The organism is Amycolatopsis minnesotensis (assembly GCF_039529815.1).
GTDB lineage: Bacteria > Actinomycetota > Actinomycetes > Mycobacteriales > Pseudonocardiaceae > Amycolatopsis > Amycolatopsis minnesotensis.
Genome location: NZ_BAAANN010000044.1, coordinates 51,718 through 66,460 on the forward strand (window position 1 = coordinate 51,718; position 14,743 = coordinate 66,460).

Below are 14,743 nucleotides of genomic sequence, written 5' to 3' on the forward strand. Positions count from 1 at the left end.
GGGACCGGATGCCGTCATGGTGGCTTTCAGGGACTCCGACGCCACGTTCTCGACCCTCGCGGGCGTAGCCGTTCAGGCAAACGAGTCCCCGAGGGGCACCCTCAGGACATCAGAAAGCTGCCGCGGAGCCTGGCGCTGCTCGGCGTGCTGTGCCTGATCGCGCTCGGGCAGAGCACGCCGACGCTCAGCTGGATGCTGCCGTGACCTTCGGCGCGGCTTCGAGGCGCACCTGCTTGGCCGTCTGGTGCCAGCTCCACCAGCCGTGCACCACCAGCCCGGCGAACACCAGGTAGATCGCGGCCGAGAAGTACAGCCCGGAGCTGATCTGCAGCGGCACCCCGATCGCGTCCACGACCAGCCACACCAGCCAGAACTCGACGAGGCCCGCACCCTGCGCGGCGAAGGCGACCAGCGTGCCGACGAAGATCGCCGCGTCCGGCCACGGCATCCACGACGCGTTCAACGCCTGCAGCAGCAGGGCCATCGCGGTGGTGCCGACCAGGAACGCGGACGCCATCGCGACGCGCTCGACGGCGCGGCCGTTGCGGACCGCGATGCCGTAGACGGGATCGGCCTTGCGCGACCACGCCCACCAGCCGTACAGCGAGATCAGCAGGATGGCGATCTGGCGGCTGGCCAACCCGCCGAGGTGCGCGGAGACGTAGACGGCGAACAGCAACGCGGTCGCGCCGACCTGTACCGGCCACGTCCAGAGGGTGCGCCGCCGCGCGAGGAAGACGACGGCGAGTGCGAACAACTGCCCGGCGAGCTCGGCGATGGAGATCCACTGGCCGAAGACCGTGACACCGTGTTGCAGCAGAAACTCCACCGGTCCGCCCCTTTCGTCTCTGGGCTCAACATCCTCCCGTGCGGTCGCAATTCCCTAGCGACTGTGAGCCGGAGAACACCTCGGACGCGCGCCCGCCCGGCGCCTTCCTCGTGCGCCGGGCGGGTACGGACGGTCGAAGCTCGGGAAACCTCAGCCATCCACCTGGTTGAAGCCGTGCGGCGGAGTGGGCGCGTCGACGGCGGTCGGCTGGCCCTGCCCGACACCGGGCTTCGCGCCGCCGTCGCGGCTGAACTGGCTCTGCAGGCTGCCCATCCAGCCCTCCCAGCGCTGCTGCGCGGGCTTGATGAGGCCACCGCCGAACCCGACGACGAGCACGCCGCCGATGGTCGCGAGCACGGTGATGAGCACCGGGGTGGTCACCGTGGTGGCGATGTTGACCTGGTTGAGCGCGGCGATGATGCCGAACGCCATGATCAGCCAGTAGGCGATGGTGCCGAGCAGCCTGCCTGCGGGCCGTCCGGAAAGCGCGCTGCCGACCAGATCGCGAACGACTTTCGCAATTGCCGCGGCGACGATGACGAGCACGACCGCGACCACGATCCTCGGCAGGAACGCGATCACGTCGTTGAGCAGCTGGCTCACCGGATTGGTCGGCCCGAAGACGCCGAACGCGAGCTGCAGCGCGATCAGGAGAATGAAGTAGTAGACGAGTTTGGTGATGATGTTCGTCGCGTCGAGGCTGCTTTGTTTCAGCATCCCGGACAGGCCGGTCTTCTCGATCATCTTCGAGAACCCGAGCTTGCCGAGCACCAGGCCGAGAGCCTTGGAGATCGCCTTCGCGATCAGCCACCCGATCAGCAGGACGATCAGGAAGAAGACGAGCTTGGGCACAAAGGTCGCGATCAGCCCCCACGCCTGGCCGAGTCCGTCCTTGAGCTGCTGTCCCACAACATCCTCCTCGCTGGCCACGAATTCCAATTCCTGGCGGAATCGTTTATCAGCGGCGCGGGAGCAGCAACTCGACCAGTCCACGATTGGGTGAGACCCGTAGCGGATGAAGATCCACTGGGTCATAGTTGAACTACCGGTGGGGACCGGGGAGACGAGGCCGCCCGGCCAGGCGAAAACGCCGAGCCGGGCGGCCTCGAGTTATGTTCGGCCCGCGGTCTAGGCGGCTTGGAGCGCGTCGCGCAGTTTCACCTTCGCACCGGTGCGCATCACCGCGTTGCGGTAGATCCGGCCCGCCAGCCAGATCAGCAGCGGCAGCGCGGCGAGGGTGAGCCCGACCGAGAGCACCGTTTCCCACACCGGCACCCCGCCGATCGCCAGCCGCACCGGCATCAGCGTCGGCGAGAACACCGGGATCACCGAGAGCACTTCGACGAGCTTGCTGCCCGGGTTCGACGGGATGATGGTGACCCCGATGATGTACCCGGCAACGACGAACATCAGCGCGGGCGTCACCGCGCCACCGACGTCCTCCTGCCGCGAGACCAGCGCGCCGAGCGCGGCGAACACGATCGCGTACATCAGGAACCCGAGCAGGAACCACACCACGAGCCACACGACGGCACCGACGGTGGCCGAAATGGACACTTCCGACAACGCGTTCGTGCCGAGCGCCGCGGCCAGGCCCGCCACCCCGATCAGGACCATTTGCAGCAGCCCGACCGCGCCGATGCCGAGCACCTTGCCGGTCATCAGCTGCCACGGGCGGACCGTGGACAGCAGCAGCTCGACCACCCGGCTCGTCTTCTCCTCGACCACGCCCTGGGCGACCATCTGGCCGTTGAGCATCAGCGAGAGGTAGATCAGCAGCCCGGCGATGAACCCGATCGCGATCTGCTGCCCGCTGTACTCGGTCGGGGTCTCCATCGGCTCGACGTTGACCGCCGCCGCGGCGACGGCCTTGTTCACCTCGCCGGGATCCCCGCCGAGCTTCTGGACCTGCTCGTTGAAGGCCGCCTGCCCGGCGAGCACGTTCAGCGCGTTCTTGAGCTTGCCGTCGAGGTCCTTCTTGACCACGACGGAAACCTTGCCCGGCGCCTTCGGGTCGTCGAGGAGCAGCGCGTCCAGCGAGCCGTCGGCCACCTTGGCCCTGCCCGCGGCCTCGTCGGCGATCGGGTTCACCGTCACCGTCTGGCCGATGCTGGTGGCGCTGGCCTGCAGCGGCGCGGACAGCGACGCGCTCTGCGGCAGCACGCCGACCGTCGCGTCGGAACCGCCGCTGACGAGCTTCATCACCAGCGCGCCCGCGACGATCAGCAGCATCAGCACCACCGTGCTGATGCGCCACGCCTTCGACTTCAGGCGCGTGGTGATCTCACGGGAGGCCACCAGCCACACCGAAGACCATCCGCTCGACTTGTCCTGAATCGGTGTGCTCACGTTCACTCCCCCGGCTCGGTGACGACGTTGCGGAACAGATCGGTCAAGGACGTCCTGCTGCGGGCGAACTCGTGCACCGGGCCGGTCGCCAGCGCCGCCTTGAGCACCGCCTGGTCGTCCGTGCCCGCACCGAGTTCCAGCTCGGTGCGCCCGTTCTCGTGCCGCAGCACCGTGACCCCGGCCAGCCCGTCGGCCCAGCCCCGCGGCGCGTCCGGCGCGTGCACCAGCAGCCGCACCGCACTGTCCACACTCAACTCCGCGACCGTGCCCGAGGTGACCATCTGTCCACTCCGGACGATGCCGATCCGGTCGCACAGCCGCTCGACGAGATCGAGCTGGTGGCTGGAGAACACCACCGGCACGCCCTCGGCCGCCTTCTCCTTGAGCACCTGGCTCATCACGTCGACGGCGACCGGGTCGAGGCCGGAGAACGGCTCGTCGAGCACCAGTATCCGCGGGTCGTGCACGAGCGCCGCGGCGAGCTGAACGCGCTGCTGGTTGCCGAGGCTGAGCTTTTCGACCTCGTCGTTCCGCTTGGCCTCGACGCCGAGCCGTTCCGTCCACTCGTCACTCGACTTGGCGGCGGCACGCGGCGAAAGGCCGTGCAAACGAGCCAAATAGGACAGTTGCTCGCCGACCTTCATCTTCGGGTAGAGGCCGCGTTCCTCCGGCATGTACCCGATGTGCCGACGCGTCTCCAGCGTCACCGGCTCACCGCCGAAGCGCACTTCGCCGGAATCGCTGCTGAGCACGCCGAGCGCGATCCGCATCGTGGTGGTCTTGCCGGCGCCATTGCTGCCGACGAAACCGAACAGCTCCCCCGCGCGCACTTCGAAGGACATTTCTCGCAGCGCGACCACGTCGCCATAGCGTTTCGAGATCTTGTCGATCTCCAGATTCTGATCAGGCAAGGCTTTCCCCTTTCTCCCCGCACCCCCGGTGGCACGCGGCATCACGCGGATCGAGCTGGCCGTGACAGCGTAGGAACGGGTGACCGGCACCGGCTAGCAACCTAAGTTGCGGGCCAGGATCCGCGAGTTGCCTTCTCCCCATGTCACGCCCAGTACGATGAGCATGTCATGACACCTGCGCCCCCGCGACAAAGCGTGCCGAAGCGGCATGGACTTTCCGCCACTACGCTGAAACGGCTCGAACACGCCTCCGGGAGCCTGGCTTCGGCGAGCGTCGCGGCCATGGAAGAACGCCTCCCCTGGTTCGGCAGGCTCCCCGCCGACCAGCGGGCCAGCGTCCTGCTCATCACCCAGACGGGTGCGGCCGGATTCGTCGCGTGGCTGCGCGACTCCAAGGAGGCGCTCAAGCTCACCGCCGACGCGTTCCGCGGCGCGCCGACCGAGCTGTCCAGGTGGATCAGCCTGCGCCAGGCCGTCGGGCTGGTCCGCCTCGCCATCGAGGTATTCGAGGAGCAGCTCCCCGCCTTCGCCGCCACCGAGGCCGAGCACGCCGCGCTGATCGAGGGAATTCTGCGCTACGGCAGGGAAATCGCGTTCGCCGCGGCCAACTCCTACGCCGCGGCGGCGGAGGCCCGCGGCGCGTGGGACGCCAGGCTGGAAGCGCTCGTCGTGGACGGCATCGTGCGTGGCGACGCCGAGGAATCCGTGCTTTCCCGTGCCGCCGCGCTCGGCTGGGACCCGGCCACCCCGGCCACCGTGCTGGTCGGCAACCCCGGCTCCGACGATCCGCCGACGGTGGTGTTCGAGGTGCGCAGCAGGGCCGCGCGCGTCGGCCGCGCCGTGCTGCTGAGCGTGCAGGGCTCCCGGCTCGTCATCGTCGTCGCGGGCCCGACCGAGGGGACCCTCAAGGACCAGGAGATCCTCGCGAAGCTGTCGGTCGCCTTCGGGGACGGCCCGGTGGTCGCCGGGCCCACCGTGGACACCCTGGCCGAAGCGCACCGCAGCGCCGTCGAAGCGCTCTCCGGCCTGCGCGCGGTGGTCGGCTGGCCGTCGGCGCCGAGGCCGGTGCGCTCCGGTGAGCTGCTGCCCGAGCGCGCGCTCGCCGGCGACCCCGACGCCGAGCGCCTGCTGATCGACGAGATCGCCAGGCCGCTCGAAGCGGCGGGCGGCACGCTCCTGCAGACCGTCGAGACCTATCTCGAAGGCGGCGGGGTGCTCGAAACCTGCGCGCGGACGCTGGTCGTGCACCCCAACACCGTCCGGTACCGGCTCCGGCGGGTCGCCGACCTGACCGGGCGGCATCCCGCCGACGCCCGTGACGCGCTCATCCTCCGCATCGCGCTGACCGTCGCGCGGCTGGCGAAGGCGCGCGGGCTGTGGTGACCCGGACAACGGCGGTGGGCACATACCAGCCGACACGCCGGGCGGGTGACCCACCTCACGGCAAAAAGTGCCGAAACCCGACAAGGCTTTCTGGTTACGGGCGTTAATCCGGCGGCAACCTTTGTAGGAACCCTCCAACATCACCGCGGGAACTTGGTGAGCGGCGACATCACGTGAACGGGCGGGCACCGTGTTCCCTAGAAGAGTGATTGCAGTCCTCGCCCCCGGACAGGGCTCCCAAGCGCCCGGCATGCTCGCCCCCTGGCTCGAGCTGGAGGGCACCGAAGATCGCGTACGGCGCTGGTCCGAGCTGACCGGTCTCGACCTCGTGCACCTCGGCACCGAGGCGGACGCGGAGGACATCCAGGACACCGCGATCACCCAGCCGCTCATCGTGGCGCTGTCCCTGCTCGCCTTCGACGAGCTGCAGCGCGTCGCGCCCGTCGCCGACGACGCGCCGGTGGCAGGCCATTCCGTCGGCGAGCTCGCGGCCGCGGCCATCGCGGGGGTGCTCACCGCCGACGACGCGGTGCGGCTCGCCGCCGTCCGCGGCGCCGAGATGGCGAAGGCGTGCGCGCTCGAACCCACCAGCATGGCCGCCGTGATGCTCGGCACGCCGGAGGAGATCGTCGCGTGGCTCGCCGAGGAGGGGCTCACCGCGGCGAACCAGAACGGCGCCGGGCAGATCGTGGCCTCGGGTTCCGCCGAGCGGATCGCCAAGATCGTCGCCGAGCCGCTCGCCGGCACGAAGGTGCGCGCGCTCAAGGTCGCGGGCGCCTTCCACACCGAGTACATGGCACCGGCGGAGGACGCGCTGCGCGCGCACGCCGCCGGAATCACGCCGCAGGACCCCACGCGGCCGCTGCTGTCCAATGCGGACGGTGCGGTGGTGGGCAGCGGCGCGGAGTACCTCGAACGGCTGGTCAAGCAGGTCACGCGCCCGGTGCGCTGGGACCTGACCATGGACGGACTCGTTTCGCTCGGTGTGACCGAGACCGTCGAGCTGCCGCCGGCCGGTACCCTCACCGGACTCGTGAAGCGCCAGCTCAAAGGCGTCGTGACCACCCCGACCGCGTTGAAGACCCCGGCCGAGTTCGCGAAGCTCACCGGGCAGGAGGCGAGCAAGTGACCGAACTGCGACTCACCACCGGCGCCAAGGCCAGCCGGATCCTCGGCGTCGGCAGCTTCCAGCCGGAGCGCGTGGTCACGAACGACGACCTGTCCAAGATCATGGACACCGACGACCAGTGGATCAGGGACCGCGTCGGCATCATCGAGCGCCGCTTCGCCGACAAGGACACGCTCCTGGTCGACATGGCCGTCGAAGCGGGCAGCCGCGCACTCGCCGACGCCGGTGCCGATCCGTCCGAAGTGGACACCGTGATCGTGCCGAACTGCACGATGCCGTCGCCCATCCCGAACGCGGCCGCGCAGGTCGCCGACCGGATCGGGGTGAAGGCGCCCGGCGCGTTCGACCTCAACGCCGCCTGCGCCGGGTTCTGCTACGGCCTCGGCGTCGCCTCCGACCTGATCCGCTCCGGCTCGGCGGAGAAGGTGCTGGTGATCGGCGCCGAGAAGCTCACCGACTCGGTCGACCCGGTGGACAGGGCGAACGCGATCATCTTCGCCGACGGCGCGGGCGCCGCGCTGGTCGGGGCGAGCGACGAGCCGCACATCAGCCCGGTGGTGTGGGGCAGCGCGGGCGATCTCGTCGACACCATCTACATGCGCGACCACCGCTACATCTACCAGGAGGGCCAGGCGGTCTTCCGGTGGGCGACCACGAAGATCGCGCCGATCGCGTTCGACGTGCTCAAGGCCGCGGGGATCACACCGTCCGATGTGGACGTGCTGATCCCGCACCAGGCGAACCTGCGGATCGTCGAGGCCATCGCGAAGAAGCTGCGCGCCGCGGGCGCGCGCGAGGACATGGTGGTCGCCGACGACATCAAGTACTCCGGCAACACCTCGTCGGCGTCCATCCCGATGGCACTGGACCACATGCGCAAGGCAGGCACGGTGAAGCCGGGCGACGTCGCGCTCATCGTCGGATTCGGCGCGGGGCTGTCGTACGCGGGCCAGGTCATCATCTGCCCGTGATATCAACTCCTCCGGGAGGCACCGTCGCCCCCGCGGAGCACATCAGCGAAAACCAAGGAAGGAAACCGCAAGTGGCTGAGAAAGAAGAAATCCTGTCCGGTCTCGCCGAGATCGTCGAAGAGGTCGCCGGTGTGGCGCAGGACGACGTGACCGCCGAGAAGTCCTTCGTGGACGACCTCGACATCGACTCGCTGTCGATGGTGGAGATCGCCGTGCAGGCCGAGGACAAGTTCGGCGTCAAGATCCCGGACGACGAGCTCGCGAACCTCAAGACCGTCGGCGACGCCGTGAACTACGTCGCCGCCAACGCCAAGTAGTTCCGCTCGACAACCTCGGGGAGCTTCATGATGAGCAACGACGTCGTGATCACTGGGCTGGGTGCCACCACTCCGCTCGGCGGAGACGTCGAGACCACGTGGCAGGGTCTGCTGACCGGCCGCAGTGGCGTGTCCGCTTTGGACACCGAGTGGGTCAGGAAGTTCGACCTGCCGTCGAAGATCGCGGCACGGCTCGCCGTGGAGCCAACCGAGATTCTGCCGCGCGTGCAGGCGAGGCGGCTCGACCGCTGTGAGCAGGTCGCCATGATCGCCGCGCGGCAGGCATGGTCGGACGCCGGGTTCAGCGCCGGGAACGGTGCCGATGACGGGGTGGAGCCCGAGCGGCTCGCCGTCATCATCGGCACCGGGATCGGCGGTGCCACCACCCTGCTCGACCAGGACGACCTCCTGGAGAACACCGGTCTGCGCAAGGTCTCCCCGCTGACCGTGCCGATGCTGATGCCGAACGGCCCCGCCGCGCACGTCGGGCTCGAACTCAAGGCCCGCGCCGGGGTGCACGCCCCGGTGTCGGCCTGCGCGTCCGGCGCCGAGGCGCTGGCGTGGGGCTGGCGGATGCTGCGCACCGGCGAGGCCGACGTGGTGGTGGCAGGCGGCGCGGAGGCCGCGATCGCCGCGATCACCATGGCCGGGTTCGCACAGGCGCGCACGATGAGCACCCGCAACGACGACCCGGAGCGCGCTTCACGGCCGTGGGACGTCAACCGGGACGGGTTCGTCCTCGGCGAGGGCGCCGGCATCGTCGTACTCGAACGCGAGGAGTTCGCGAAGGCCCGCGGCGCGCGCGTGTACGGGAAGCTCGCCGGGATCGGCACGAGCGCCGACTCGTACCACATCACCGGCCCCGACCCGGAAGGCACCGGGCAGGCACGCGCCATCACCGCGGCGCTGCGCAGCGCCGGACTGTCCCGTGAGGACATCGGGCACGTCAACGCCCACGCCACCTCGACCCCGGTCGGGGACGTCGGCGAAACCGTGGCCGTGCGCAAGGCCATCGGCGAGCACCCCGTGCTCACCGCGCCGAAGGGCGCACTCGGCCACCTGCTCGGCGCCGCCGGTGCCGTCGAGGCGATCGCCACCGTGCTGTCGATCAAGGAAGGCATCATCCCGCCGACCCTGAACCTCGAAAACCCGGATCCCGGTGTCGCACAGGACATCGTCGCGGGTGAAGCGCGCAAGGTGGACCTGAAGGCCGCGGTCAGCGACTCGTTCGGGTTCGGCGGGCACAACGTCGCACTGGCGTTCACCCCGGCCTGACCCACGGCCAAGTCCCGTCGAAAAGGGCGCCTCCACTTCGGAGGCGCCCTTTTTCGTTGTCCTGTGCGGGTTTCAGCAGGCCTTGAACTCGGCGGGCGCGCCGGCGGGCAGCGCGTCCACTTTCCACGACCCGGTTTCCTGCTTCACCGGCAGCGCGAGGCTCCACCGGATGCACCTCTCCTGGAGCTCGGGCGGCGCGTCACTCGGCTCCTGGGTGCTGGTGAACGAGACCAGCACGTTCATCGCGCTCGGGCCGACCGACTCGATCCGGTAGACCAAGATGCTGCCGTCGTTCGTGGTCTTGAAGCTCTGGCGCCACTCCGCCGGGCCCATCGCCTGCATCCGCGCGATCGTCACGGTCGTGCGGTACCGCTCGTAGTTGCGCCCGTTGATCGAGTCGAAGTAGTCCTGCAGGAGCTTGCGCACGGTGTCGTCCTGCGGATGCGCCGCGGCGTCCGGCGTCAGCTCGACGGCCGGCGAGCCCGGTTGCTGGTCGGGCGGGAGCTGCTTCGTCGTGCCGATGGTGACGCCTGCGACCTCCTGGCGGTCCGGCTGGCGGTAGAGCTCACGGGTCAGCAGGCCGCCACCGACGGTGAGTGAGACGACCACGACCAGTACGGGGATGAGCCAGCGTGCGCGTGGCGGCTGAATCGGACGGGACACACCCGAAAGAGTAGTCGCCGCCGCTCAGCCGACCTGGTGCAGCCAGGTCACCGGCGCGCCATCGCCGGCGTGCCGGAAGTCTTCCAGCGCCTCGTCCCAGTTCGCGCCGAGCAGTTCGTCGAGCTTGTGCGCGAACTGCTCGCCTGCCCTGCTCTGCGCGACGAGCGCGCGCAGCTGGTCCTCGCCGACGACGATGTCGCCGTTGGCGCTGGTGCGGGCATGCCAAAGGCCGAGGCCTGGCACGTAGCAGAACCGCTCACCGTCCACACCGGCGCTCGGCTCCTCGGCGACTTCGAAGCGCACCATCGGCCATGCCTTCAGCGCGGCCGCCAGCTTGGCGCCCGCCCCGGAGGGCGCGCTCCAGCCGCACTCCGCGCGCAACTGCCCTGGAGCGGCCGGCTGTGCCGTCCACTTCAGTTCCACTCGGGTCCCGAGGGTGCCCGAAATAGCCCACTCGACGTGCGGGCAGACCGCAGACGGCGACGAGTGGACGTAGACCACGCCACGCGTGGTGCCACGAGTGCTCACTGCTGACCTCCGCTGCTCGACCAGGTGCGTCTTCCCCTACGACCTGGCGAACTCCGGTATGGCCCGGACCCGTGACGCTTGGTCCTCATTGTGCACGCCCGCTGCCCCATTTGCCACAGGAACACCAGAAGTCTCACCTCCGCAGGGGAGCGAGTGCTCACTGTCCACTCGCACCTCGGGTGAGCTGCTCCGTTCACATCCCCCATCCGGGTGTCATCCGACAGGCCGCACGTGGCATACGCAGAGGTACCCCGTGCCCGCGCTAGCGTGTGCACCCGAAGAATGTCGACTCGGGGAGGTGCCTTTTGCGGCTCGTCCGTCTCGGCAGGCAGCCGGCCCGGATCGCGGACGACATCCGCGCCGCGCTCGCCGCGCTCGGCCGCGGCAGCACCGTCGGCGGCGGGATCGCCCTCATCGGCCCCCAGCCGGCCGGATGCGCGGAACCCGTGGACGCGATCCTGGTGCTGCCGAAGGGCGTCCTGATCGTCATCGGCGTCGATCTCCCCGACCCCGCCATGCGGCTCGAAGCCCCGCTGCGGGGCCAGTGGAAGGCCGACGGCTGGCCGCTCGTGCGCACCGACGAGGCGACCAACCCGGCGACCGAGGCGCTCGCCCTGTCCGAAGCCATCGGAACCCGCCTCGCCGCCGAGCTGCCGTCCTGCCCGCCCGTCGGGACCGTGGTGGCGGTGGGCCCGTTCGTGGAAACCGTCGAACAGCCGCCAGCGGACCTGGCCGGGGCGGTTCGCGTGCTGCACCCGACGCCCACCAGCATGCTCGCCGCGACCGTGTCACTCGCTTCGGCGAAACGACCGTGCTCGGCACCCACCGCGCGCGCACTGCTCGACCTCCTCGCGCCGGGCACCCCGTCGCTCGACGACGACGTCCTGTTCGCGGAAGGCTTCTACGCCGCGGCGAAGAACGAGCGGCCGGCGCTGGCCGAGGCCACCGTGACGGTGCCGGTCACCCCGGTCCCCCGCCAGACCCACGGCGGCTGGGCCAGCCCCCAACCGTCCACACCGGACCCGGAACCCGTCGTCGGGGAAGAGCCCGCGCCGACCGAACGGGTGGAGCCGCCCGCCGAGCCGGAGGCTCCGGCGGAACCCGTTGCCGAAGCGCCTGCCGAGCGACCGCCTGAGCCACTCCCCGAGCCGGACGAGGCCGAGGGGCTGGAGCCGGTCGTGTGGCCGAGCGAAGCGGACTCGCGCGGCGCGGAGCCCGTCGCTCCGGAACCGGTCGCGGCCGTTTCTCCGGCTCCCGCCGCGGCACCGACCGCGGAAACCCCTGCCGCCAAAGCGCCTTCGCCGCGGAAGCCCGCGGTGCGCTGGCTCCCGATCGCCGCGATCGGCCTGCTCGCCGTGCTGGTGATCACCGCGATCGTCTCGGCGACCAGCGGCGGGGACGACCCGGCACCGGTCGCCGCGTCGTCGGCACCCCCGGTCACGCCGGCGCCGCCGCCACCCTCCAGCTCTTCACCCGCACCGACGAGCACGCCGTCCGCGGAGGTCGCGCTCACCTCGCGCGCTTCGAGCGCGGACGCGCGGTGCGCATCGCACGGTTTCGGCGATGTCCAGGCCAGCCTCGGCCGCACGAGCTGCAGCGAAGTGCGCCGGGGCAGCTTCGACGCGACCGTCGACGGGAGGAAGGCCGCGGTCTCGGTCGCGGTGGTGTCCTTCCCGGACGCGCGCACGGCAGAGGAGTTCCGCAAGACCGCCGACAACCCCGGCGGTGGCGGGATCATCGACGTGGCGACCGAACAGTCCAAATGGGACGGTACGGCGCCGAGGTTCGAAGGGGCCGCCTACGCGAGCGCGCTCGACGGCAAGTCGGTGCGGCTCGTGCAGGCGGTGTGGGCGGCGGGAACGTCCAGCACGGAGGATCCGGGGCTGGTCCGCGCCGCGAAGGCCGCCCTCACCACCTCGCTCGGCCCGTAAGGCCCCTACGGGCCGTACTCCTCCAGCAGCCGGAGCCAGACCTCGCTCATGGTCGGGAAGGCCGGGACGGCGTGCCAGAGGCGGCGCAACGGCACTTCGCCCGCCACCGCGATCGTCGCCGCGTGCAGCAGTTCGGCGACGTCCTGGCCGACGAAGGTGACTCCGACGAGGACCTCGCGGTCGGTGTCGACGACGATGCGGGCTTTGCCTTCGTACCCGTCGGCGTGCAAGGACGACCCGGCGACCGCGATGTCGATGTCGACGACGCGGTGGTTGCCGGACTCGGCACCGGCGAGGCCGACGGAGGCGACCTCGGGATCGGTGAACACGACCTGCGGCACCGCGTGGTGGTCGGCGGTGGCGGCGTAGGCGGTCCACGGCTCGCTCTTCGGCGATTCCCCCTTCGCCCGCGCGGCGATCACGTCCCCGGCGATCCTCGCGGCGTACTTGCCCTGGTGGGTCAGCGGTGCCCTGCCGGTGACGTCGCCTGCCGCGTAGAGCCAGGTGCCGCCGATGCCGGTCGCGGTGCCGGAATCGTCGACGGCCAGCGCCTTCCCCGGTTCGAGGCCGATCGAGCCGAGGCCGAGGTCACCGGTCGCGGGCGCCCTCCCGGTGGCCACCAGCAGCCGGTCGACGGTGCGCGTTCCGCCACCGGTCAGCGCCAGCACGGTCGAACCGTCCACTTCGGACACCGAGTCGACGCCGGAGCCCGCGTGCACCCGCACGCCGTCCTCGCCGAGCCCCTTGGCCACGGCGTCGCCGACGAAGTCCGCGTACTTCGGCAGCGGCCGGGCGCCGGTGATGATCAGGTCGACCTCGGACCCGAGCCGCGCCCACGCCTGCGCCATCTCGACACCGACGACACCGCCGCCCAGCACCGCGAGGCGGCCGGGGACCTCGCTCGACGACGTCGCCTCGCGCGAACCCCACGTCTTCACGTCCGCGAGGCCGGGGATGTCCGGCGTCCTCGGCACGCTTCCGGTGCACACCACGACGGCGTGGTTCGCGCGCAGCACGCGATCGCCGTCGACGGTGACTTCCCGCTCACCGGTGAGCCGGCCGTGCCCGCGCACCGGCTCGATCCCGGCGCCGCGCGCCCAGCCGACCTGGCCGGCGTCGTCGCCCTTGCCGGTGAAGTAGTCCCGCCGTTCGAACACCTTCGCCGGATCGAGCCGCGCGCCGGCCTCGACCCCCGGCATCCGCTTCGCCGCGGCGAACAGATTTCCGGGGCGCAGCAACGCCTTGCTCGGGATGCAGGCCCAGTACGAGCACTCGCCGCCGAAGAGCTCGTGCTCCACGAGCGCGACCGACAGGCCGGCCGCGGCCACCCGTCCCGCCGCGTTCTCCCCGACCGGACCGCCGCCGATGACCACCACGTCGAACGTTTCTTCCGCCATGTGTTCAGCGCACACCAGCGCGGGTCGACGCGCAACCCCAACCACCTGTGCGCGCACAGAAGGGGAAACAGGTATTCTCCGGCCCGAGCTCAAGGACGGCGAGAAGGTTTCAACGAGGGTCGCCGTGCCGATTGCGCTACGTCAACGATCGAGCACGGGAGGTTCTTACGTGGCCAGAAACACAGCCGTTCACGTCTTGGACGACTTGAACGGGGAGCCGGCCGAGGAAAGGGTCAGCTTCGCCCTCGACGGGATCGAGTACGACATCGACCTTTCCGCCGAGAACGCCGCGAACCTCCGCGAAACCCTGGACGCCTATGTCGGGAACGGGCGGCGGACCGGCGGCCGCAAGCGCAGGCCACGCACGTTCGCGGTGCCCAAGCGGGCCAGGCGCGCCGCAGCCGCGAAAACCCCGGCCGCACCGAAGAAAACCGCCAAGGCGGCAGCCGGGAGCACGGCGAAGACGGCGGCCAAGACGACCGCGAAGAAGGTGTCGCCCAAGACCACGGCCACCGCGAAGGCCCCGGCCACGAAGGTGAAGCCCGCCAAGGCCCCGGCGAAGGCCGCCCCGAAGGCGACGGCGAAAGCGGCCCCGAAGACCGCCGCGAAGGCGGCCACCGAAAAGAAGACGGCCACGAGCCGGAAGCCCGCGCCCGCGAAGGCGACCGCGAAGCCGAAGCGCTCGCCCCGCAAGGCCCCGCCGGTGCTCTTCTCCGCCGCCGAATAGGTTCGACCGCCCCGAAGGTGACCTTCAGGGATTCTGACGCCGCGAACTCGGCCTTCGCACGGCCGCGGCTCCAGCCGCACGTGCCCCGAAGGTGACCTTCGGGGCAGCTAAGACCCCGAAGGTCACCTTCAGCGCATGCGGGCTCCTCGCTGGGGCAGCGCGAGTTCTCACGAGGGCGGGTTCGGGACGCCCATGCCCCGAAGGGAGCCTTCGCCGCGTCGGGTTCCCCGAAGGCTCCTTGGGTTCATGGGGTCGTTGCAACACCGGTTGTGATCGGAGGTTGTGATGGTGGTTCGGGCGCGGTTGCCGCGTGGTGTGCAGGTGAGGTTTTGG

General features: G+C 70.4%; 14 protein-coding genes. 7 read left to right on the forward strand and 7 right to left on the reverse strand.

The genetic code is table 11. The features are described from left to right. Positions 1-184: 184 nt before the first annotated feature. From ABD256_RS37735 to ABD256_RS37750, 4 genes are all read right to left on the reverse strand, one after another. Entirely contained in the window at positions 185-829 is a 645-nt protein-coding gene (locus tag ABD256_RS37735) for a nicotinamide mononucleotide transporter family protein (RefSeq protein ID WP_344430035.1), read from the reverse strand. 150 nt (positions 830-979) lie between these two features. Beyond that, entirely contained in the window at positions 980-1,738 is a 759-nt protein-coding gene (locus ABD256_RS37740; protein WP_344430036.1) for a mechanosensitive ion channel family protein, read from the reverse strand. Between the two features lie 219 nt (positions 1,739-1,957). Next, on the reverse strand, positions 1,958-3,178 hold the full coding sequence (locus ABD256_RS37745) for an ABC transporter permease (protein ID WP_344430038.1): 1,221 nt from the start codon (positions 3,176-3,178) through the stop codon (positions 1,958-1,960). Positions 3,179-3,180: 2 nt separating this feature from the next. Next, entirely contained in the window at positions 3,181-4,089 is a 909-nt protein-coding gene (locus ABD256_RS37750) for an ABC transporter ATP-binding protein (RefSeq protein WP_344430039.1), read from the reverse strand. A 168-nt stretch (positions 4,090-4,257) separates the two neighbouring features. Between ABD256_RS37750 and ABD256_RS37755 the strand changes: the two genes are divergently transcribed. From ABD256_RS37755 to ABD256_RS37775, 5 genes are all read left to right on the forward strand, one after another. Beyond that, positions 4,258-5,472, forward strand: a complete 1,215-nt coding sequence (locus ABD256_RS37755; protein ID WP_344430041.1) for a PucR family transcriptional regulator — start codon at positions 4,258-4,260, stop codon at positions 5,470-5,472. Positions 5,473-5,677: 205 nt separating this feature from the next. Further along, complete coding sequence (locus ABD256_RS37760; RefSeq protein ID WP_425546587.1) at positions 5,678-6,601, forward strand: ACP S-malonyltransferase; 924 nt, start codon at positions 5,678-5,680, stop codon at positions 6,599-6,601. Then, a complete protein-coding gene (locus ABD256_RS37765) occupies positions 6,598-7,572 on the forward strand; it encodes a beta-ketoacyl-ACP synthase III (RefSeq protein WP_344430044.1) in 975 nt (324 codons plus the stop codon). Before ABD256_RS37760 ends, ABD256_RS37765 begins: the two co-directional genes overlap by 4 nt. Before the next feature lie 71 nt (positions 7,573-7,643). Beyond that, entirely contained in the window at positions 7,644-7,889 is a 246-nt protein-coding gene (locus tag ABD256_RS37770; RefSeq protein WP_344430046.1) for an acyl carrier protein, read from the forward strand. A gap of 30 nt (positions 7,890-7,919) precedes the next feature. Beyond that, the gene (locus tag ABD256_RS37775; RefSeq protein ID WP_344430048.1) at positions 7,920-9,164 is read left to right on the forward strand and encodes a beta-ketoacyl-[acyl-carrier-protein] synthase family protein; all 1,245 of its coding nucleotides are present in this window, start codon (positions 7,920-7,922) and stop codon (positions 9,162-9,164) included. Between the two features lie 72 nt (positions 9,165-9,236). Here the strand turns inward: ABD256_RS37775 and ABD256_RS37780 are convergent, their stop codons facing one another. Both ABD256_RS37780 and ABD256_RS37785 read right to left on the reverse strand, forming a co-directional pair. After that, positions 9,237-9,827 carry a hypothetical protein gene (locus ABD256_RS37780; RefSeq protein WP_344430050.1) on the reverse strand — a complete coding sequence of 197 codons (591 nt, stop codon included), beginning with the start codon at positions 9,825-9,827 and terminating at the stop codon, positions 9,237-9,239. A 24-nt stretch (positions 9,828-9,851) separates the two neighbouring features. Further along, a complete protein-coding gene (locus tag ABD256_RS37785) occupies positions 9,852-10,355 on the reverse strand; it encodes a DUF3145 domain-containing protein (RefSeq protein ID WP_344430053.1) in 504 nt (167 codons plus the stop codon). A gap of 305 nt (positions 10,356-10,660) precedes the next feature. Between ABD256_RS37785 and ABD256_RS37790 the strand changes: the two genes are divergently transcribed. After that, entirely contained in the window at positions 10,661-12,286 is a 1,626-nt protein-coding gene (locus ABD256_RS37790) for a hypothetical protein (protein WP_344430055.1), read from the forward strand. Positions 12,287-12,291: 5 nt separating this feature from the next. On the opposite strand, the gene ABD256_RS37795 is transcribed toward ABD256_RS37790, so the two are convergent. Then, positions 12,292-13,683, reverse strand: coding sequence for a dihydrolipoyl dehydrogenase family protein (locus tag ABD256_RS37795; RefSeq protein ID WP_344430056.1), 1,392 nt, complete (start codon positions 13,681-13,683; stop codon positions 12,292-12,294). Between the two features lie 169 nt (positions 13,684-13,852). Between ABD256_RS37795 and ABD256_RS37800 the strand changes: the two genes are divergently transcribed. Continuing rightward, positions 13,853-14,410: an Lsr2 dimerization domain-containing protein gene (locus ABD256_RS37800; protein WP_344430057.1), complete on the forward strand. Its 558-nt coding sequence runs from the start codon at positions 13,853-13,855 to the stop codon at positions 14,408-14,410. Positions 14,411-14,743 lie beyond the last annotated feature (333 nt).